The sequence below is a fragment of the Acinetobacter sp. AOR34_HL genome (genome assembly GCF_027854795.1).
Classification (GTDB): Bacteria; Pseudomonadota; Gammaproteobacteria; order Pseudomonadales; family Moraxellaceae; genus Acinetobacter; species Acinetobacter junii.
In genome coordinates, this window is record NZ_JAKTID010000011.1 from 33,858 (window position 1) to 54,053 (window position 20,196).

A 20,196-nucleotide genomic window follows, 5' to 3' on the forward strand; every position below is an offset into this window, starting at 1 on the left:
CTAATGTTTCTCAGTTTGTGATTGTTTCTGCTGTTGATATTCAATACCCGAACGTGCTGTTGAAGTAGTTGAGCGTAACACCTGTCCCAGTTTTTCACTTTGCTGTACAATTTTTGCAGATCGTTCACGCTTTTCTAAATATTCAACCATTGTTTCCACATCATCAGTAATTTTAGCATCTGTCCAACCTGTCGCTTTTTCTTTAATCATTTTATCAATATATTCTTTTACAGGTGCATGATGAGGATCTCTAAAATTAATAAAAATTTGAATATCACCACCTGGCAGTAATAAATTAGTGGCCTGATGTCCTCTTTCTAAACTATTCTCATTATCAAGTTGTTCTGCAATCTTTCCACGCCAGACACGTAAACCATCCCAATTATCAGGTACAGTTATGCCTAGCTTTCTCATTTCAGCAACAGTAGGCACATGGTCTAATACCACATATGCACCATTAGTACTCCATGCACCTTTTACAGCACAATCCAACCGCCATGCCTTACCATTTTCAGACATTTTTTCTGCCCAATACCCCCCAGTTTTCCCAGGATTTACTTGCTCCACTACACGAAATAAAGGAACTTTTGATCCTGCTTTCAATAATTTGGGTTGAATCGGAGCTTTACTACTAAAAGAGTGAATATCAGGATAAATAGTAACTTTCTCATCATTAATAATAACTTGTTTTTTATAACTTTTTAAATCAGGCCAACCTTCTTTATGATCATAATGACTCAAAGGTGCAGGTGTATGTCCCTTACTTGCAATCACTTTAGAAGCAGTTGAACTTAAACGAGCTTCAGTTGTCATAACTTTAGTTTGAGTACCACCAATCTTTGCCCCCGCTTCATTCATTTGACGGATCACTTCAGAACGAACTTTATTTAAGGCTTGATCTAACTCTTTGACAGCAGAAGGAATCATCTTGTCCGCAAGACGTCCTAGCTCATCCAATTTTGGTCCCATTGAATTTACATAAATTCTGACACTTTCAGGTAATGCCTTACCCATTTTTTGATTAATGAAAGTAAAGCCACCCTTCATACGTGAGAGGCCATTCTTAAATTCAGCTAAAATTTTAGCTTGATACTGTGCAAAATTAAGTTTTTGAATAAACGCAACTGAGTTTCCATAGCCCATTTTTCTTAAAAAAGCGAGTATCGCAGCAGCAACCTCAGCAACTTTAGTTGCATCTTTCATCACGGTAATTAAGAGACGACCAACGCCTTTTAAAATACCGCCAAAAATCGGAATAATAGGTAATAAACATAAGATGATTTTGACCCAATTAATAACTTCCGAAGCTTGTTTCTTGTCATCAGCCATCTTCAATAAGACTGCAACTAAATCTCGTGCCGCGGTTACCTCACCAGCAACTGGAAACATACTTATTGCAGCGTCAGTAAAAATCTGACCTACCGTTGCTTTATCGTTAAACTCACCTTGTAAAGCTCCACCAATCCATTTTCCACCACTAACCACACCATCTTTAACTTGTTTAGCACCATCGGCTATTTGATTTCCCGCTTTTTTCGCTCTATTCCAGATATCATTACCAATTTCAATAACGGCAATTTTTTTTTCTGCACTATTCATTTATTCTTTTCCTGTAGTGCTTGCTGATATGATGCTTCAAAATCATCAATTACCCAGGCCGATTTATATTCTGGGTTTTCATCTGCAGTTGCAACAACTTGATATGGTCTTTGATCTTCACCAAAAATAATTCTTCCTTCACCTTCGGGAGCATCTGTAATATCTGCGATTCCTTTATTGTTCACAATCCCAGAATATTGCTGTCCATTGTTATACCTTATGGTGAAGTTAGCACCTTGGACAGGCTCTTGATCATGATATTGTAGTAATAGTTGTTTTCTGATTTCATTTGGCATTAGAGGGATATCCATAGGAACTTTCGCTCCGCCCATAAACAAATGCTGCCCCGCCTTCACCTCAAACTTACCACCCGTGGTCGGGAAAATACCTGAACCATTCAGCTTGATTTGTGAACCGCCTGCAGTAATCACAATTTCTTTAGGACTACTAATCTCTATCCGATCTTCTGTCGAAATGATTTGAACTCCTTGTTTAGCAAGTAAGTCCATTCCATCAGACTGGGCATGCACTTCAAATCTACCTTTAGCAGCCACCTGTTTGATGCCACTTTGTGCGGCAAAAAAGCTGATTCTATTCTGGACATGGGCAACCAGATTCTTTTGTGTACTCAGGTTAATGCTATCCCCAGCAATTTGATCGATCTGCCCATCCGCAGAAAGATGAATATCTTCGCTGGTGCTTAGACCAATCCCCGCAGGTGAATTCAATAGCAATAAGGCTTTTTCAAATTTTGCGATCTTCTCTTGTATCTGATCTGCAAATTCTTTCAATTGATCTAAAGATTCAATTTCATCAGTTTGCTGATTCTTGGCAACTTCACTTAAAGCTTTAGCATTAGCTTGATTGCTTTCAAGCTGTTGCTTGGCAGGTTGGGCATCAAGGTGATCACACTGTGCTTGTTCTTGGGAATGAGTGCTGAGCAATAGACCTTGCCCAGCACGTACAGCGCCCCATTGATCTGTTCGCAGTTCAAAACCTTCGCCTCGATCTTTACTTTCAGCTTGGTCTTTGGGATGGCTGAGTTTGCCGAGATTGAGTTGACTTGCAGCATGGCTACTTTGCAATTGTGCGCTGATCTGTCCAGTGGTGTCATCAAAGCGCAGCTGGTTAAAACCTTCCCCTTGAACTTCTTTGGATTTAATCCCTGCCAACTTTTTGGTATCAGGTAATTTGCCCGCATTATCAAATTTGGTTGGACTACGATGCGCCTCATGAATTCGCCCTGTGACAAATGGACGGTCTATGTTGCCATCAAAGAAGTTAATGACCACGATTTCACCAATTCTTGGTAAGAAGCGTGCGCCATAGCCTTCGCCCGCCCATGGAGTGAGCACATCAATCCATGCTGAATCGGTATCGTTGTCATTGCTACCCGCACCACCATCATGCTCATGGTCTTCCTTTCTTGTGAATAGGAATCTAACTTTTATCCTGCCCCATTCATCGACATGAATTTCCTCATCACTTGGCCCAACGACTTTTGCTCGTTGTGGTGAGGTTATTGGGCGATGTTGCTGAGGGTTATATTCAGAAACAATCGGGATATTGCGGCGTTGTAAAATCAGTTGATTGGCTTGGCGTTCTTCAGTTTGAAGATTCGGCTGCTTCCATTGACTCTGGCTGATCAGCGTATGTACTTGTTGTTGTAAATCTTTAGGTAAGTTGTTCTGGTTGTAATAGCTTTTAGCCGTAATCAGAAACTCTTGGTCTGCGCCCGTATGTTGATCTATTTCTGGATGTTCAATCAATTTAAACCAATAACCGACTTGGCTATCTCTTACAGTGGTGTTGGCAATAAACTGTTTGGCTTGGCTGTCATGGTAATGACTTAAGTTTTGATTGAGTTTTTCTATTTGTGGATTACCTGATGCAGTGGCTCCATCTGCTCCAGTGAGGTCTTGCATCCATGCAGGGGTAAAGTGCCATGCGTCTTCTAGGCTAAGGCTATTGTTATCATAACTTTCACTGTGTTGGTGCGTACTTTGGACGCTGCCCGCTCCATCCACTTGCTCTAAAGCATCGGCTTGCCAACGTTGGATGTGTACCGCGGTGGGCTGTAGGCTTCTCTGTCCAATCAGACTGGTCATACTGTCGTATTGTTCAGTGGCACTGCTACGGTGGTAACGAATACTTCTTCGAGCTAAAGCTTGATATTGGCTGTTATCATCAATCAAACGGAGCTTTTGTGCTTGGATTGGAGTCTGATTATTTGGCACAATCAGTTGGTCTTCATCAATCAACCAGTTAATGCCTTCGCTTCTGAGTAAGCGTGTAATAAAGTCATAGTCCGTTTCATTTTGACTCATGATAAATGGTCGGACATCATAGTCTTGGGTTAAACCACTTAAATCAAGTGTAAGACTAGACGCAAATAATGGACTGCGTTGTTGCCACTCTTTGAAAATGACTTCAAACACCTCTATTACAGTTTTATTCATAAACACACGGCTATTTCTTCTTTTATGCCAGAGTGCTGTAGGGTCTTGTAAGACCAGTTTGTATAAGGTCAAACTGCCATCAGATTGCCCTTGTTGGGCTTCGGTAATAATACCTGTTGTTCTAAAAAGCGCTCCCGTATCTGTCACCTGATCTACGGCAACCTGACAGCCTATAAATTGTTTCAATGGAATCGCTGCATGGGTCGATAGGCAAATTAATTCAGCTCTTACACCTTGGTTGATTTGGTGTAGACCATCGATACGTTGCAAAAACACTTGTGTGTTTAAATCTGGATTTGAAAATAAAATATGCAAAGCACGTTTCTGTGCTGTAAGCCCAAAACTGTCTAAGGCTTGAAATATATTGTTCAACATCTTGTTATAGGCTTACGCTTAAATTTAGTGCATTCTACAAAGTATAAAGCCACTCTGTCCATACAGTTCTGTCTATTTGTGACAATTTACGTCACCTATTTTTTTATGCTTGCCTCAAGTGCATTCCACATTTTAAATTCTTACTTCTCATAACCAATGATGAAAACTAACAAACATTTTGCGGGGGACGATTGGGGGATTTTTTCAACAAACCTAAAACAAAAAAATTAAATATCAACAGTTTGATCGAAAAATATGAATCCCTCTCTCCCGCCAAATTTAGTTTCTATGATGTCTAATAGAGTCCTAAAAGCTTAAATCTAAAGGGTTTAAGCTTTTTTATTGCCTTATGTTTTCCAATATATCCTATTGAATCCTGAGTTAGTTGCGATACGAATTGAGATAGAGTAATTCATATAAATTTTATTCCTTAATTTTTTATACAAATCCCTAGACGATTCAGATTAAATCAAGTCACAAAACAAACATAAAAAAAGCCACCTCTTGGGGATGAGATGGCAAAACCAAAAAGTATGTATTTTTATTCAGGATAAATATTGATACTTCAACAAATCAGTCATATCTGTAGCTTTAATTTTTCGAAATGTTGTCCAATAACTCAGGCTCTAACATAAAAAACTCTCGCCCAAAGTGTTCAACATCCATTTCCGCAAGATTAATTTGATATTCAATCTCACCATTTAAAAATGATTGAGAAGTTTGAATCATTTTTCCCCAGCCCAATTCTCGCTCACAGTGTGTCAATAAAAAGTGATATACCTTCGCATCATTGATCTTCAATACAAAAGCAGTATCAGATAATTGAAGAATTGAGACATTTTCGGAATATTGCACATCAATCATGAACTATCCCTAATTTAAATGCAGAAATGCTTAATTCATATCAATACATAGAAAGCAAAAAAAATTCAATGAAAAAATTATTTTTTTATATATTTGTTATATATTTAGTTTTAATTTTTGACACAAAAAAACCACATTTCTCGTGTTATGGCATAAAGTGTCACTCCTAATATTTATAAATATTTTCTAGGGCATCCCACTCATATAGTTCTGAATCGGGGCAAGTACTTTTGCAGTTTTAGCAGCTCTTCCCATACATCTCACTTTCAAACAAGCAAAAATTGATCAAAATTTGATATAAAAATTTTTAGTGGGGATAAATCGAATTATTTGCTCATTTTTTCGCTTGTTTTTTTCTACGGATTATCTATAATTCTCGCCACGTTGCCGGCATAGCTCAGTTGGTAGAGCAACTGACTTGTAATCAGTAGGTCCACAGTTCGAATCCGTGTGCCGGCACCATTTTCTACTTTTTCTTCCTCATCATTTTCTCAAAATGCAAAAGCTCTGGATTTAACATATCCCACTGATTTGCATGACTCACAAAAATTTCTGCTTGCGGTTGATACAAATTTGGATCATCCAAAGTTCCTGCACGAATCGAAATCATATCTGGTACTATTTCTGGTAACCCAAACATTTGCGAGCCACATGTCGGGCAAAATGCACGTCGAATTGGCTTCCCAGATGCACCAAATGATTCAAAATAATGAAGTTCACCCTGAATATTGAGTTCTGATTGATGAAAAAATGCAATCGGCGCATATGCAGCACCTGTTGCTTTCTGACAATCTCGACAATGACAATTAAATTGATAATGTGGCTCTACACTAGCTTGATAACTGACCGCACCACATAAGCATGATCCTGAATATAAGACTGGCATATTATTTTCACTTTTTGACTGCACTCACCTGAATATACCGCACCAATCCATCATGGTAGAGCTTTGCACACAACTTGGCAGTCATCTCAATCTTAAGTTGAGCAAAATCAAACGGTTTTTTTATGCTGGTTTTATTTTTTATAAAATTTGAAAAACCGTTTAAAACGGGTTCTGAAAAATCTTGAATAATGATGTCATCTAGACCATTTTCTAGCAAGTTTAGAAGCAATTGTGACTCTGTTTGAAGGTTTAAATCATTAACATCCGCAGCCTTTAATAAATAACGGTATTGTTGCTTTTGGAGTTGAGAACAGTTTTGCCAACGGTCAGACCACATTAAATAATGAAAAGCAATTCGTCCTTTTGAATTTAAAACTGATGATGCTGAGAGAAGAAATGAATTCAAATCACTGTGATAAGCTGCATCCAAACACAGCACCACATCAAATAAATTCAAAGTAACGGGTTGCTGTAAATCTAAAAAGGATTGGCAATAAATTTCAACCTGCGGTAACTCATGTTGAATTCGTTTGACACATTCAGCTTGCAGCTCCACTGCACTGAGTTGACGAACATGATACTGCTCAATCCAATGCAATAAACTTGCACCTTGCCCACATCCGAGATCTAAAACACGATCGGAACCTTTAAGCTGAACTGCCTCAGCGATTTGATCTGCTAACGTTTGACATGCTAAGGGATAATCCTGTAGCTGTTGCCAATATCCTAAATTACTCCAAGCAAGCCTAGATTCATCACCAAGTCGTTTTGCATCTATGGCATATTTATGCCCGATCAGGCTTTCAATCCATGCTTGCTTGAAGCGCTTCATATTTAGTAACCGAGTTCAGGTGCAACTTTAACTTGTGGTTTAAGTCCAACAAATGGAACTGGGGCACCTAAAATTTCTGCAATATGCATCGCAGAAGTCACTGCTGATTCTAAAATTGGCAAGCCATCACATGACCAAGAACCACAATAAAAGACCTTACGATTCTGTTGTAGATGACGTTGTTGAATCTTTTTATTCAAAGCAACAGTTTCTAAATCAACCACTGCTCGTGTCAATTTAACCTTAGAAATAATTTTCTTTGGATCGATGTCAATGACTGGACACCAAGTTTGGAACACTGCATTTTTTCCAACCAAAGATGGTTCAACTGCATTAATCCAAACTGTAAATTGTTGGCGGGTAAATTTACGATCCATCATATAGCTCAATACAGCCCAATCTTTACGACGTGCTGGCATGACGACAGGATCGGTATGAATCACCAAATCACCATCTTCAAATCTGAACTTTTTCAATATGTCGATGTCATCAGCAAATTGAGGCTGCTTTAAGAAATTCTCAATCACAGGTGTCGGCGTTGCAATCACAACACGGTCAAAAGCTTTGCTTTCACCTTGTCCATTGTCGACCAATACTTTATCGCCGTGCTCTTCAACCTTCTGAACGGGCGCACCACTATGAATTTCAATCCCTTCGATTAAACGATTCACCAAAGCAGGTGTTCCACCTTTCATTCGTAGTAGTGCTTCGCCTTCCGTCAATTGACGTACAAATTCAAGTAATGGTTTAGCTGGCCATTCACCAATGGTTTTAGGATGGCATGTACAAATGGTGTACAGCACTGGCATCACCGTACCATGCCAAAATACTTCTTCAATATGATATTGATTCATGAATTCAGCTAAGGTGATGTCTTGATTATCTGATTTGAAAAATTGATTAACAGCAGTTTTGAGTTGCAACATCCCTTTTACGAGACGCCAGCCATATTGCTGAATGCCTTTGCGGTTATTAATAATCGGAAAGTTACCAATTCGACTGCGCGAAGTGGTCAACCATGTGTCTGTTTTGTCTTCAAACAACCAACTACACGCCATAAACGTGCGCACTGGAAACGTTTCTATTCCTAAGTGACTGGCTAAACTTAAGGTATTCTTCCAAAGTTTAGGATTCATCACACGTAAGGGTGCATCAATAATACCACCATCGAATTCGATACTGTGGCTATCCATACCTCGTCCAGCGAGTGCTTCGAATATGGTTACTTTGTGCCCTGCATCATGTAGGATTCTGGCGGCAGCGAGTCCTGCCATTCCACTGCCAATAATTGCAATATCCAAAATTTTTGTCCCATCAGTTGATGATTTTTCTTGATTATGACTGATAGTTAACCCAAATGCCGTATTAAAAAATACCAGATTCAGCATTTAAGCCATACTTTTGTAGTAATAATGTCTTCATGTATTGTTACATTTAGCACAGCTGATTTTTTAATCGTAAGCTTATGAATAAATTAATTTTATTATTAAATGAATAATAAAAATATACAGATCGTTCTTTATTTTTCCATTTTTCACGCTGATCCCCCTTTGCAAGTCACAAAAATGGGGCTATTCTGATTACACAACAATGAAAACTGAGTCACATAATAAACTGCATAATTATAAGTGACATAACATTAAAATAATCAATAGAGGAACCTTATAGCCGAAAGCCCATAACGTCAAAGGAGTTATGGGCTTTCTTATATGAATCAATGTTTGGTTAAACTTAATTCATTATTCCAAACTTACCACGATTAAAATCATTAATTGCATCAACGATTTCCGCTTTATTGTTCATTACAAATGGACCATAACCTTCGATTGGTTCATTCAATGGTTGGCCAGTTAAGATCAAGAATTTACTGTTCTGAGTTGCTTGAACAGCAAAATCAATCTCTTCACGGCTTAACACGACTAAACTTGGAGAATCAATGGTTTGATTACTCAATACAACCTGACCTGACAACAGCACAAACAATGTGGTGTGTCCTTCAGGCACATAGAACGTATGGCTTTGACCTTCGATCAATTGACCATCCCAAACATTGACTGGACTAAATGTTGTTGCTGCACCTGCAAGGTCTTGGTATTCGCCCGCAATCACACGTAACTCGCTGCCCACATCATCTAATGCGATTTTCTGAATCTTGCTAGATTCAATCGCTTGATACTTTGCAGGTGTCATTTTTGAGTGTGCAGGTAAATTGACCCATAGTTGCACCATTTCAAACAAACCACCTTGCTGAGCAAACTCAGGAGAATGAAACTCTTGATGCAGAATTCCACCGCCAGCAGTCATCCACTGTACATCACCAGTTTTGATCGTACCGCCGCCACCTGCTGAGTCTTTGTGTGTCACTTCACCCTGATAAGCTATTGTTACAGTTTCGAATCCACGGTGTGGATGTGTACCCACGCCATGCTGAACTGTAGTTGGTTCAAAGCGATAAGGTGCTGCGTAGTCCAACAGTAAAAAAGGACTGATTGTTTGCCCTAAGCGATCATAAGAAAATAAGTTGTACACTGGGAAACCATCACCCACCCAATGCATATGTTTATTTTGATAAATACCTGTAATCGTTTTCATCTTTTTACTCCTAAAGTGTAGAAGTTGCGATCTTGATGATTATTCTACGCCTCACGGAGACAGACTTATAGGCACAGGACAGCAACACATTATTTCATAAATAGGACAAATAACTTGGTCACAGGGTATAAATCAGGATGAGACTTAAATAATCCTATTTATAGTATTGTTTGTCTCATTTTTCAGACTTCTGAACCTAGAAAATTTCCAATAGCATAATTTTAATTTCAAGCTTCAATCGAAGCCTTTCTTTCAAAATCAACCTAAAACAACTTGAGAATAAAATCATGAGCCAAGACTATATTCGTTTAGATAAGAATAATGCGGCTGTGTTATTGGTCGATCATCAAACAGGCTTATTGTCATTAGTCCGCGATATCGATCCTGACAAATTTAAAAATAATGTGTTGGCACTTGCAGATGCTGCGAAATATTTTAATTTACCGACAATCCTAACAACAAGTTTTGAAAATGGTCCAAATGGTCCCCTCGTTCCTGAACTTAAAGAAATGTTCCCCGATGCGCCTTATATTGCGCGTCCAGGTCAGATTAATGCATGGGACAATGAAGATTTCGTTAAAGCGGTTAAAGCAACTGGCAAAAAACAATTGATTATTGCAGGTGTTGTGACTGAAGTTTGTGTGGCTTTCCCAACACTATCAGCACTTGCTGAAGAATTTGAAGTTTTTGTAATTACCGATGCTTCAGGTGCGTTTAATGAGTTGACTCGTGATGCAGCATGGGATCGTATGTCTAAAGCGGGTGCTCAATTAATGACATGGTTTGGTATGGCGTGTGAGTTACATCGTGACTGGCGTAATGATATTGAAGGATTGGGAACATTATTCTCAAACCACATTCCAGATTATCGTAATTTGATCAACAGCTATAATCAAAACACTAATCAAAAATAATTGACCTACTCCATCAGTTGAGAATAGTTCATGCTATTCTCAACTGAATAGTTATAGGATTTGATCTGCCTTGATGAACTCATTTGATGATTATTATTATTTCTATCTAGTGGTAAAACATGGTGGGTTTAGTGCTGCAAGTGAAGCAGAAAATATCAGTAAATCAAAGCTCAGCCGTCGTATTATTGACCTAGAAAATAAATTTAATGTCAGCCTCATTCAGCGTACAACTCGACATTTTAAAGTGACCGAATTAGGTCAAGAATTTTATGAAGAGTGCTGTAAAGTCATCACTCAAGTTGAGTGTGCGGAAAATGTCTTACTCAAACAAAAAAGCGAACCACAAGGCTTAGTTAAAATTAGCTGTCCACCGTTAATGATGCATTTTCAAATTCGCAAAATCCTCAATCAATTTTTAAAAACCTATCCTAAAGTAGAAATATCACTTGAGCTCACCAGTCGACGAGTGGATATTTTACATGATGATATTGATCTAGCGATTCGAACCAATTTTGAACCAAATGAAGATTCTAATTTAATTGTTCGAGATGTCATTAAAACAGATCATTGTCTAGTTGCCTCCCCAGAATTACTCCAAGGTCGCAGCATCAAGCATTTTTCTGATCTTAAAGATTATCCAAGCATTAGCTTAGGCACCCAAAAAGCAAATTATATTTGGCATTTTTGCAATACTCGCACAGGGGAAACGATGGATGTTCCCTATCAACCGCGTATCAAAAGTAATGATTTGGCCGGTGTGTATTATGCAGTAGCAGATGGTTTAGGTATCGCTGACCTACCATTCTTAACTGTGGAATCCGACATTCGCAAAGGTAAACTGATTCATTTGATGCCTGAATGGAAATCTAATATTGGGACCTTACAATTGGTCTACGTATCTCGAAAAGGACAACGCCTTGTCGTCGAACGCCTGATCGAAACGTTGATTGAACATTTAAGACGTTTGTCTGAGAGCCACAAAGGTTATCTTTCGGCTTAATAAAAAAAACGGTCATGAATGGGCATGACCGTTTTTATCGAACACATTTGAGTGTTCAGTTATCCAAGATTTACTCAGATAAATCCACACAGAGGTATTTCATTTCGAGATATTCCTCAATGCCGAATTTTGAACCTTCACGACCTAAGCCTGATTGTTTAACTCCACCAAATGGCGCAACTTCATTTGAAATTGCTCCGGTGTTAATTCCAACCATGCCATATTCAAGTGCCTCACCAACACGCCATTGACGAGCTGCGCTTTGAGTAAACACATATGCGGCCAAACCAAATTCCGTATCATTTGCCATGGCTACGGCTTCGTCTTCAGTTTTGAAACGGAATAACGGCGCCAGTGGACCAAAGGTCTCTTCTTTAGATACTTTCATATCTTGAGTGACGTTGGTCAGTACCGTTGGTTCAAAGAAAGTGCCACCAAGTGCTGAACGCTGACCACCAATACGTATTGTCGCGCCTTTTGCAGTCGCATCAGCAATATGTGCCTGAACTTTGGCAATCGCATCTTCATCAATCAAAGGACCTTGCGTTGATGTTTCCTGACGACCATCACCGACTTGTAGCTTAGCCACAGCTTCAACTAACCGATCTGCCAAAGCATCGTAGATACCATCTTGAACATAAATTCGATTCGCACATACGCAAGTCTGACCACTATTGCGATATTTGCTCGCCATAATGCCCTGAACGGCTTGATCGAGATTGGCATCATCAAACACCAACACAGGCGCATTACCACCCAATTCGAGCGATAACTTCTTAATGGTCGGCGCACATTGCTGCATTAAAATGCGCCCCACTTGGGTTGAACCTGTAAAGCTTAACTTACGTACAATATCGCTCTCGCACAGTGTTTTGCCAACTTCAATCGCATCACCGCTGATATTTAACAAGATATCGGCAGGCAAACCTGCTTTGAGAGCCAACACTTCCAGTGCATATGCAGTCAAAGGTGTTTGTTCAGCCGGTTTGACCAACATCGAACAACCCGCCGCAATTGCTGGTGCAGCTTTACGTGTGATCATCGCCGCAGGGAAATTCCACGGCGTAATCGCAGCAGTCACCCCGATTGCTTGTTTAATCACAAGTAAACGTTGATTTGGCAATGTTGGCGTTAACACTTCACCATCAATACGACGAGCTTGCTCAGCAAACCAACGGATGAATGAAGCGGCATAACCAATTTCACCACGAGCTTCAGCCAACGGTTTACCCTGTTCGGCAGTTAAAATCTGTGCAAGATTTTCTTTATGCTCAAGCATCAACTGATACCATGCCAAAAGCACATCGGCACGAACTAAAGCAGTTTGCTTTTTCCATGCAGCTTGAGCTTGGGCTGAACGCTGAATCGCAGCTTCAACACCAGCACGGTCATAACTTTTCACCCATGCCAGTGTTTCACCTGTCGCAGCATCTTTCACGTCGATATCGTTATGAGCCGCAGGTGCAGCTAATGAAATATCGGGGTGCTGTAATAAATACTGCAAATTGTTTTGAATCATGCAGATTGCTCCACTGCTTGTGCACTGTCTGCTGTTAATGCTGCAAAACCTTGTTTTAAAATATCGAGACCTTGACGGAATTGCTCAGCAGGAATGGTTAACGGATATAGGAAACGAATAACATTACCGTATTTACCACAAGTGAGAATCAATAAACCATGTTCCATTGCATAACTTTGTACTGCTTTTGCTTGTTCAGCTGTTTCTAGCTCGGCAGCGACCATTGAACCCAAAGCACGAATTTGTGTAACAACATCGCCTGAAGTTTCTTGAATTTCTTTTAAAACAGTAACCAACTCTGTACCTAGCTCATTGGCACGATCACATAAGTTTTCTTCTTCGATTGCATCAATCACCGCATGAGCAGCAGCAACTGCAATTGGGCTACCCGCATAGGTGCCACCCAAACCGCCTGGGTTTGGTGCATCCATCACTTCGGCACGTCCCACTACACCTGAGATTGGGAAACCACCACCCAAGCTTTTCGCCATCGTGATCAAATCTGCTTTGGTTTCATAATGATTCATGGCAAATAATTTGCCTGTGCGCGCAAAACCAGATTGCACTTCATCAGCGACCAATAAAATACCGTGCTTATCACACAAAGCACGTAAGCGTTTTAAGAATTCGGCAGGTACAACGTTGAAACCGCCTTCACCTTGTACAGGTTCAAGCACAATTGCCGCGACGTCATGCGGGGCAATATCTTCGCTAAAAATATCTTCAACACTTTCAATCGCTGCTGCAACTGAAATACCTTTTTCTGGCACAGGATAACGCGCATGGAATACACCTGCTGGCATCACACCAAAGTCACGTTTATAAGGTGCTGTTTTACCTGTCATTGCCATAGTCATAAATGAGCGACCATGGAAACCATTACCAAAAGTAATGATGCCGTGACGACCTGTATATGAACGTGCAATCTTCACTGCATTTTCAACTGCTTCTGCACCTGTAGTGAAAAATGCTGTTTTCGCTGCACCTGCGATCGGCGCGCGCTGATTAATTCGTTCAGCCAAAGCAACATAACTTTCATAAGGTGTCACTTGATAAGCCGTATGGGTAAATTTAGTCAATTGCTCTGTGACAGCCGCGATCACTTTCGGATGACGATGGCCTGTATTGAGTACTGCAATGCCACCTGCAAAATCGATATATTGCTTGCCTTCCTTGTCCCAAATGGTTGCATTTTCAGCTTTTTCTGCATACCACTGACACATCACACCGACGCCACGTGGCGTTGCTTGCTGTTTGCGTGTATTCAGTGCAGAATGTTGAGTATCCATTTTATTCCCTCATATCTCATCATCAGTTACAGCTTTGGTCGTACATCCTAGGGGTCGATTTTTAGGATGCGATACAATGACTGCCTATAGCTGTAATTTCGCTCGTCTCAAGGCAAGAGACGAGAGCCATTTTTAAACTGTAGGAGAGAGCCAATTGCGTAGTTTACTTGGAGATCATTTGCTGCAAAGGCTCCAACAAGACACGGAGGGAAAACTACATCAACGCCTTTTTCGATGTCTACGTGGTGCAATCATAGAAGGCGTCATTCAACCGATGACGCGCTTACCTGCGTCACGTGATTTAGCCAGTGAAATTCATGTCTCTCGAAACACTGTGCTGAGTGCTTATGAGCAGTTACAAGCAGAAGGATATTTAGAAGCACGTACAGGACATGGAACTTGGGTCGCAGAAAAACTCCCTGAAAGTTTCTTAAACACCAAAAATAAAAAGAAAAAACCTGAACTCCCTAATATCCAAAGTTCATATGTACTATCACAACGTGGCTCAAACTTATTGGGCTATGCTGCTGCATCACCGCATCAATGGGGAGCTTTTGTACCTGGGGCACCTGATGTCACTGAGTTTCCACATCATATTTTTAGTCGGATTCAAGCACGTTTAAGTCGTGAACCTGATGTGAATCGACTGATTTATAGCAATGCTGGGGGATGTATTGAACTTCGGAGTGCTTTGGCAGATTACTTAAAAGTCGCCCGCTCTGTGCAATGTGATGCAGATCAAATCATTATCACCGAAGGCATTCATCAAGCGATTGACTTAGTTTCTCGTGCGCTGAGTGACATTGGTGATCGTGTTTGGATTGAAGATCCTGCATATTGGGGAATGCGTAACACCCTCAGGATCAATGGCTTGGATATTCAACCTATGCCCGTTGATGCAGAAGGTATTATTCCTGAAAATAATCCTACTCAACCGCCTAAACTGATCTTTGTTACCCCTTCTCATCAATATCCTTTAGGCTCTCATCTCAGTGTAAATCGACGTAAAGAATTGATTCAAATTGCTCGTCAACACAACAGTTGGATCGTAGAAGATGATTATGACAGTGAGTTTAGATTCTCAGGACAACCTTATCCCTCTTTGCAGGGTTTAGAAAATAATGCCCCTGTGCTCTACATGGGTACCTTCAGTAAAACCATTTATCCATCACTCAGAATTGGATATCTCGTTGTGCCTAAACCCTTGTTCTCATCTTTAAGAATCGTGGCAGCAGAACTATATCGTGGTGGGCATTTGCTTGAACAAAAAGCACTCGCTGAATTTATTCGTGAAGGTCATTATGAAGCGCACATTCGACGTATGCGCCTACTGTATGGCAAACGCCGGGATTATCTGGTCAGTTTGATCAAACGCTATCTAGGTACTGAATTTCTACATGAATATGATGAAGCCGCAGGCTTACATTTGGTTCTCAAATTACCAAATGATTGTGATGATGTCGCGATTACCAGTAAAGCCTTAGAACGAGGCGTGAAAGTTCGCCCATTGTCGCAATATTACATGCAATCACATGCTCTCGCTGAACGTGGACTGTTGATGGGCTTCGCCTGTGTTAATGAAAAAGACATGGTGATGGCTTTTGGTGTGTTATTGCAATGCTTACGAGAAGCAGGTGTACCCACGCTCAATTGATGCTGTTTTACGATTGTCGCATCTAAAAAAAGAGCCTCATGATTTGAGGCTCTTTTTGACTTTTAAATGAACTTAGACAAATTTTTCTTCATGCACTTGGCTCAGGTGAGATGCTCGACGCTCTTCTCCCCAACGCAATTTTTGCGAGACAAAACCAAAGAACACGATAATGCCAAAGAGCGCTGTGGTGTAAATGACTTCTTTAAAATAAGTTCCCTCTATCAACATCGTGAGAATTGCACCGATAATCGCAAATATCACGAGATAAGTGATATAAGGGAATAACCACATTTTAAATTCAATTTTTGCGCCCTCTGCTTCAAGTTTTTTACGCATACGAAGCTGAGAATAGGCAATGGTTAAATACACATACAGTGTTGCTGCACCTGTAGTTAACATGAAAAAGTCATATACATTCATACTTTCGGTGGCCGTTAAAATTACAGCAATTACCGAGAAAAAGCATGACACAATCACCCCAACCCAAGGGCTGCTCTTGCTATTTACAGAACCAAAACTTTTCGGTGCATCACCACGTTTTGATAATGAAAATAGCATACGTGAACAGGTATACAATGCTGAGTTAAAACAACTACATACTGAAGTTAGCACCACGAAATTCACGATATGACGTGCTTCTGGAATACCGAGTGCCGTTAAAGTCACACTATAAGTTCCCCAAGTTGAGTCTTTTAATAACTCGTTATTATGTGGAATCAAACAAACCGCGACAAACATTGAACCGACGTAAAATAATACAATTCGCCAAACCACTGAATTTGAGGCTTTACGAATTTCTTTCGATGGATTTTCTGATTCAGCGGCTGCAACCGTGACAATTTCAGCTCCAATATAGGCAAACATAACTCCAAGTAATGCCGTAATCACTGACGATGCGCCATTTGGCATAAAACCTTGAGCGGTTAGATTACTGACCCCAGAAGCAGACGCATCACCCCACGGCCATAAATGCATGATCGCTAAGCTACCGATCACCAAAAACACCACGATCGCAATGACTTTGATCAAAGCAAACCAAAACTCAAACTCACCATAGTTTTTGACGTTTTGTAAGTTGACTGCAACTAATCCGCCGATGACCAAGACCATATAAGCCCAAATCGGGATAAAGGGGAACCAACTATTCAGAATTTTACCTGCGACATAGGCTTCCCATCCCATCAACATCGCCAAGGTACACCAATACAACCATCCGATTGAAAAGCCTGCCCATCGACCAATTGCACGGTCAGCATAAGTTGAAAATGAACCGCTGTCTGGGTTTAACACCGCCATTTCACCCAGCATACGCATGATGAACCAAACCAGTAAACCACCTAAGGCATAGGTTAGAAAGACCACTGGTCCTGTGTTGTAAATAATACTGCCTGAACCGACAAATAAAGAACCACCGATCACACCTGCAATTGAAATCATCGTGAGGTGGCGTGACTGTAGCCCGTGTTTTAGACCTTGGGAGAGATTGGCTTCAGAACCATTTTGATGTGCTGCCATATCATTTTCCTTAATATATTGAAGGTATTAGTAGCTTTTGGCGTCACATACACCATGCCGCAAATACCTCCTAAAAACTGTGTCGTTCAACCTATTCCGTCCAGAATGGAATAAGGATTAAAAACGACGCTTCCGCATGCATACTTTCTATGGCTTTAATTTGTCGTTTCGGCTCTGAAGAAACGAGAGCCATTTTTAGAATAACAGAGAGAGCCAATTGTAAAAATAATGCTCAATCTCGGCGAGTTTTTTAAACAATATTGAAAGGAAACATCATCAAATTAAAAAATACAACATCAAATTAATTAAAATAAATCAGTGATTTAATATATCAACCCCTTCTTTAAAATCCTTTCTAAAAATAAAATCTGAATCGAAATAGAAATTTGTCTAGACCCTAAACTTCGATTCAGCTCCATTTAAACTTGGCTTCTAGTTTCAATAAATCTCCATAAAAAAACCTCTTTTCGGATCAGGAAAAGAGGTTTTTCATGTCTTTTAACTGATTAGAACGGTAAATCATCATCTAAGTCAGCTGGAGCAGCAGCAGGTTGAGGTGCGGCTTTTGGTGTATTAAAACCATTACCTGCTTGCGGACTGCCTGCATAATTGCCCTGATTTCCACCACCAAAACCGCCACCTTGACCATAACCATTTTGGTTGTTGTTATAGCCTGTATTTTGGTAGCCACCGCTTTGATTGTTGTTAAAACGCGGTTGGTTAAAATCATTACCCGCTTGATGCTCACCACCTTGCTGGCGAGAATCGAGCATTTGCATTTGGTCACCACGAATTTCGGTGCTGTAACGCTCTTGACCATTTTGGTCTGTCCATTGGCGCGTACGCAATGAACCTTCGATATAAACTTTCGAACCTTTACGTAAGTATTGCTGTGCAATTTCACCTAGACGGTTATGCAATACGATACGATGCCATTCTGTTTGTTCTTTTCGTTCGCCTGTATTTTTATCTGTCCACGATTCACTTGTTGCAATCGAAAATTGGGTCAGTGATCCACCATTTGGAAAGGTTTTTGTCTCAGGATCTTTACCCAAAGTACCGACTAAAATAACTTTATTCACACCACGCATTAGCTTGTCTACGTCCTATCTATTTCTATGTTTTACTTTATAAAAGTTATGCTTAAATGGCTACCTCTTTACCCAACAAGTGCGTTAAATCTTGTCGCGCAGCATCATCTAGATGTTGTTTATCGACCTTAATATAAGCAACTTGTTGCTCAGACATCACCACGACTTCTTCAATACCACGAATTGCCAGTAATTTTGAAGACCATTCATCTGTTTGTTGCGCTTCAGGTAGTCGAAGCACGATTGAAGACAAATATCTTGGTTGAGACAACCCAAAACTAACCAGCAGCCATAGTATAGCAATCCCCGTTAACACACTCCAGCCAAGCGCCGTATTCTGTAACATCAAAAGCTGACCGCCCAATGTTCCACCAAAAAAAGCACCTAAAAACTGACTACTTGCATTGACACCCATCGCAGTGGCTTTGGACTGAATCGGAGCGACCTTCGATAACCAAGAAGGCAATAAAGCTTCCATGACATTGAAGGCAATAAAGAAAATTCCTAAGCCTGTTAGCAACACATATTTCGATTCATAACCAAAAATGAGAATTAACAAGCCCCCAATAATGCCTGCGATTGCAGATAGAAAAATCCCACGCATCTTACGGTACTTTTCCGCAATGATGATGCTCGGAAATGCAAAAAACAAACTTACCAATAACAACGGCAAGTAAATCAAACCATGTTTTGCTAAAGGAATTTGTGCGTAGTCGATTAATTGCGAAGGGATGTAAATAAACATTGCAGTGAGCAATAAATGCAATGAGAACACTGACACATGCAAGCGATTTAGATCGCCCATTTGAATCACTTGTTTTAGTTGTGCCCAATAACCTTGTTGAAAATTTCGATGATGGCGAGTGACTTTCGGCACCAATAACAACATTAAGATCGCGGCTAATCCCATGATGGTCGTGACAAAAAATAAACCTGAGATTCCGACTAAACTCGTCAGCCACGGCCCTAAACTAAATGCCACCACAAAAGACAAGCCAATACTCATACCCATGGCTGCCATTGCTTTCGTTCGTTGCTCTTCACGGGTTACATCTGCCAACAAGGCCATCACAACTGCCGAAACAGCACCAGCACCCGCAATCGCACGACCGATGATTACACCATATATCGTCTCGGAAAACCCTGCTATCGCACCGCCAATCGCAAACAACAGCAGTCCCAGAACAACCAGTGGCTTACGACTAAAACGATCTGCCAACAAGCTAAAAGGAATCTGTAAGATCGCCTGCGTTAAGCCATACACCCCGACAGCTAAACCGATCAAAGCAGGTGTTGCGTATTGATATGATTGCCCTGCAACTGAAAAAACAGGAATAATCATGAACAAGCCCAACATGCGTAAGGCAAAAATGCTACTTAAGGCAAAGGTTGAACGACGTTCTAAAGCATTCATCATTGACTAGACACTAAAACTGGCTCAAAGGATTATAAGCTATTCCTTTTAAAGCGTTGAAAAAATAACAATCGAATAAATAAAAAAGAGACGTTACCGCACTGCTGTCCCACAAATATCACAAGAAGAACCTCAATTGAGGTTCTTCTTGTTTTCGCCATTTTTTATCAGGCACAAAGAGTGACCTTAAAAG

The 20,196-nt window shown here is 40.3% G+C and carries 15 protein-coding genes and 1 tRNA gene; 4 read left to right on the top strand and 12 right to left on the bottom strand.

What is annotated here, in order from left to right; translation table 11 throughout:
- The 3 genes from MKL32_RS01655 to MKL32_RS01665 form a co-directional block, all read right to left on the bottom strand.
- Positions 1-1,599, bottom strand: a complete 1,599-nt coding sequence (locus MKL32_RS01655; RefSeq protein ID WP_262578893.1) for a hypothetical protein — start codon at positions 1,597-1,599, stop codon at positions 1-3.
- A complete protein-coding gene (locus MKL32_RS01660; RefSeq protein WP_270900107.1) occupies positions 1,596-4,433 on the bottom strand; it encodes a type VI secretion system Vgr family protein in 2,838 nt (945 codons plus the stop codon). The genes MKL32_RS01655 and MKL32_RS01660 overlap by 4 nt, the downstream gene beginning before the upstream one ends.
- Positions 4,434-5,024: 591 nt before the next feature.
- Positions 5,025-5,297 (bottom strand): hypothetical protein, encoded by a 273-nt coding sequence (locus MKL32_RS01665; RefSeq protein WP_004951410.1) that lies wholly within the window; start codon positions 5,295-5,297, stop codon positions 5,025-5,027.
- Between the two features lie 386 nt (positions 5,298-5,683).
- Here MKL32_RS01665 and MKL32_RS01670 point away from each other — a divergent pair.
- Positions 5,684-5,759 (top strand) — tRNA-Thr (locus tag MKL32_RS01670).
- A gap of 4 nt (positions 5,760-5,763) precedes the next feature.
- On the opposite strand, the gene MKL32_RS01675 is transcribed toward MKL32_RS01670, so the two are convergent.
- The 4 genes from MKL32_RS01675 to MKL32_RS01690 form a co-directional block, all read right to left on the bottom strand.
- Entirely contained in the window at positions 5,764-6,183 is a 420-nt protein-coding gene (locus MKL32_RS01675) for a GFA family protein (RefSeq protein WP_004909804.1), read from the bottom strand.
- Positions 6,184-6,190: 7 nt separating this feature from the next.
- Positions 6,191-7,015 (bottom strand): SAM-dependent methyltransferase, encoded by an 825-nt coding sequence (locus MKL32_RS01680; RefSeq protein ID WP_125318772.1) that lies wholly within the window; start codon positions 7,013-7,015, stop codon positions 6,191-6,193.
- Between the two features lie 2 nt (positions 7,016-7,017).
- Positions 7,018-8,316, bottom strand: a complete 1,299-nt coding sequence (locus tag MKL32_RS01685; protein ID WP_151974461.1) for an FAD-dependent oxidoreductase — start codon at positions 8,314-8,316, stop codon at positions 7,018-7,020.
- A 430-nt stretch (positions 8,317-8,746) separates the two neighbouring features.
- Positions 8,747-9,607: a pirin family protein gene (locus MKL32_RS01690; protein WP_039047996.1), complete on the bottom strand. Its 861-nt coding sequence runs from the start codon at positions 9,605-9,607 to the stop codon at positions 8,747-8,749.
- Positions 9,608-9,894: 287 nt separating this feature from the next.
- Here MKL32_RS01690 and ycaC point away from each other — a divergent pair, with 287 nt between their 5' ends.
- Both ycaC and MKL32_RS01700 read left to right on the top strand, forming a co-directional pair.
- Positions 9,895-10,521: an isochorismate family cysteine hydrolase YcaC gene (ycaC, locus tag MKL32_RS01695; protein WP_125318771.1), complete on the top strand. Its 627-nt coding sequence runs from the start codon at positions 9,895-9,897 to the stop codon at positions 10,519-10,521.
- Positions 10,522-10,594: 73 nt separating this feature from the next.
- Positions 10,595-11,521, top strand: coding sequence for a LysR substrate-binding domain-containing protein (locus MKL32_RS01700; protein ID WP_151723370.1), 927 nt, complete (start codon positions 10,595-10,597; stop codon positions 11,519-11,521).
- A 70-nt stretch (positions 11,522-11,591) separates the two neighbouring features.
- On the opposite strand, the gene MKL32_RS01705 is transcribed toward MKL32_RS01700, so the two are convergent.
- Positions 11,592-13,040: an NAD-dependent succinate-semialdehyde dehydrogenase gene (locus MKL32_RS01705; RefSeq protein WP_270900108.1), complete on the bottom strand. Its 1,449-nt coding sequence runs from the start codon at positions 13,038-13,040 to the stop codon at positions 11,592-11,594.
- Positions 13,037-14,329: a 4-aminobutyrate--2-oxoglutarate transaminase gene (gene gabT / locus MKL32_RS01710; protein WP_004964859.1), complete on the bottom strand. Its 1,293-nt coding sequence runs from the start codon at positions 14,327-14,329 to the stop codon at positions 13,037-13,039. The genes MKL32_RS01705 and gabT overlap by 4 nt, the downstream gene beginning before the upstream one ends.
- Positions 14,330-14,483: 154 nt before the next feature.
- Here gabT and pdxR point away from each other — a divergent pair, with 154 nt between their 5' ends.
- On the top strand, positions 14,484-15,983 hold the full coding sequence (pdxR, locus tag MKL32_RS01715) for a MocR-like pyridoxine biosynthesis transcription factor PdxR (protein ID WP_125299672.1): 1,500 nt from the start codon (positions 14,484-14,486) through the stop codon (positions 15,981-15,983).
- A gap of 72 nt (positions 15,984-16,055) precedes the next feature.
- Here the strand turns inward: pdxR and MKL32_RS01720 are convergent, their stop codons facing one another.
- From MKL32_RS01720 to MKL32_RS01730, 3 genes are all read right to left on the bottom strand, one after another.
- Positions 16,056-17,498, bottom strand: a complete 1,443-nt coding sequence (locus MKL32_RS01720) for an amino acid permease (protein WP_151834297.1) — start codon at positions 17,496-17,498, stop codon at positions 16,056-16,058.
- A 506-nt stretch (positions 17,499-18,004) separates the two neighbouring features.
- Positions 18,005-18,589 (bottom strand): single-stranded DNA-binding protein, encoded by a 585-nt coding sequence (gene ssb, locus MKL32_RS01725; RefSeq protein WP_151790466.1) that lies wholly within the window; start codon positions 18,587-18,589, stop codon positions 18,005-18,007.
- Between the two features lie 52 nt (positions 18,590-18,641).
- A complete protein-coding gene (locus tag MKL32_RS01730; protein ID WP_005403380.1) occupies positions 18,642-20,006 on the bottom strand; it encodes an MFS transporter in 1,365 nt (454 codons plus the stop codon).
- Positions 20,007-20,196 lie beyond the last annotated feature (190 nt).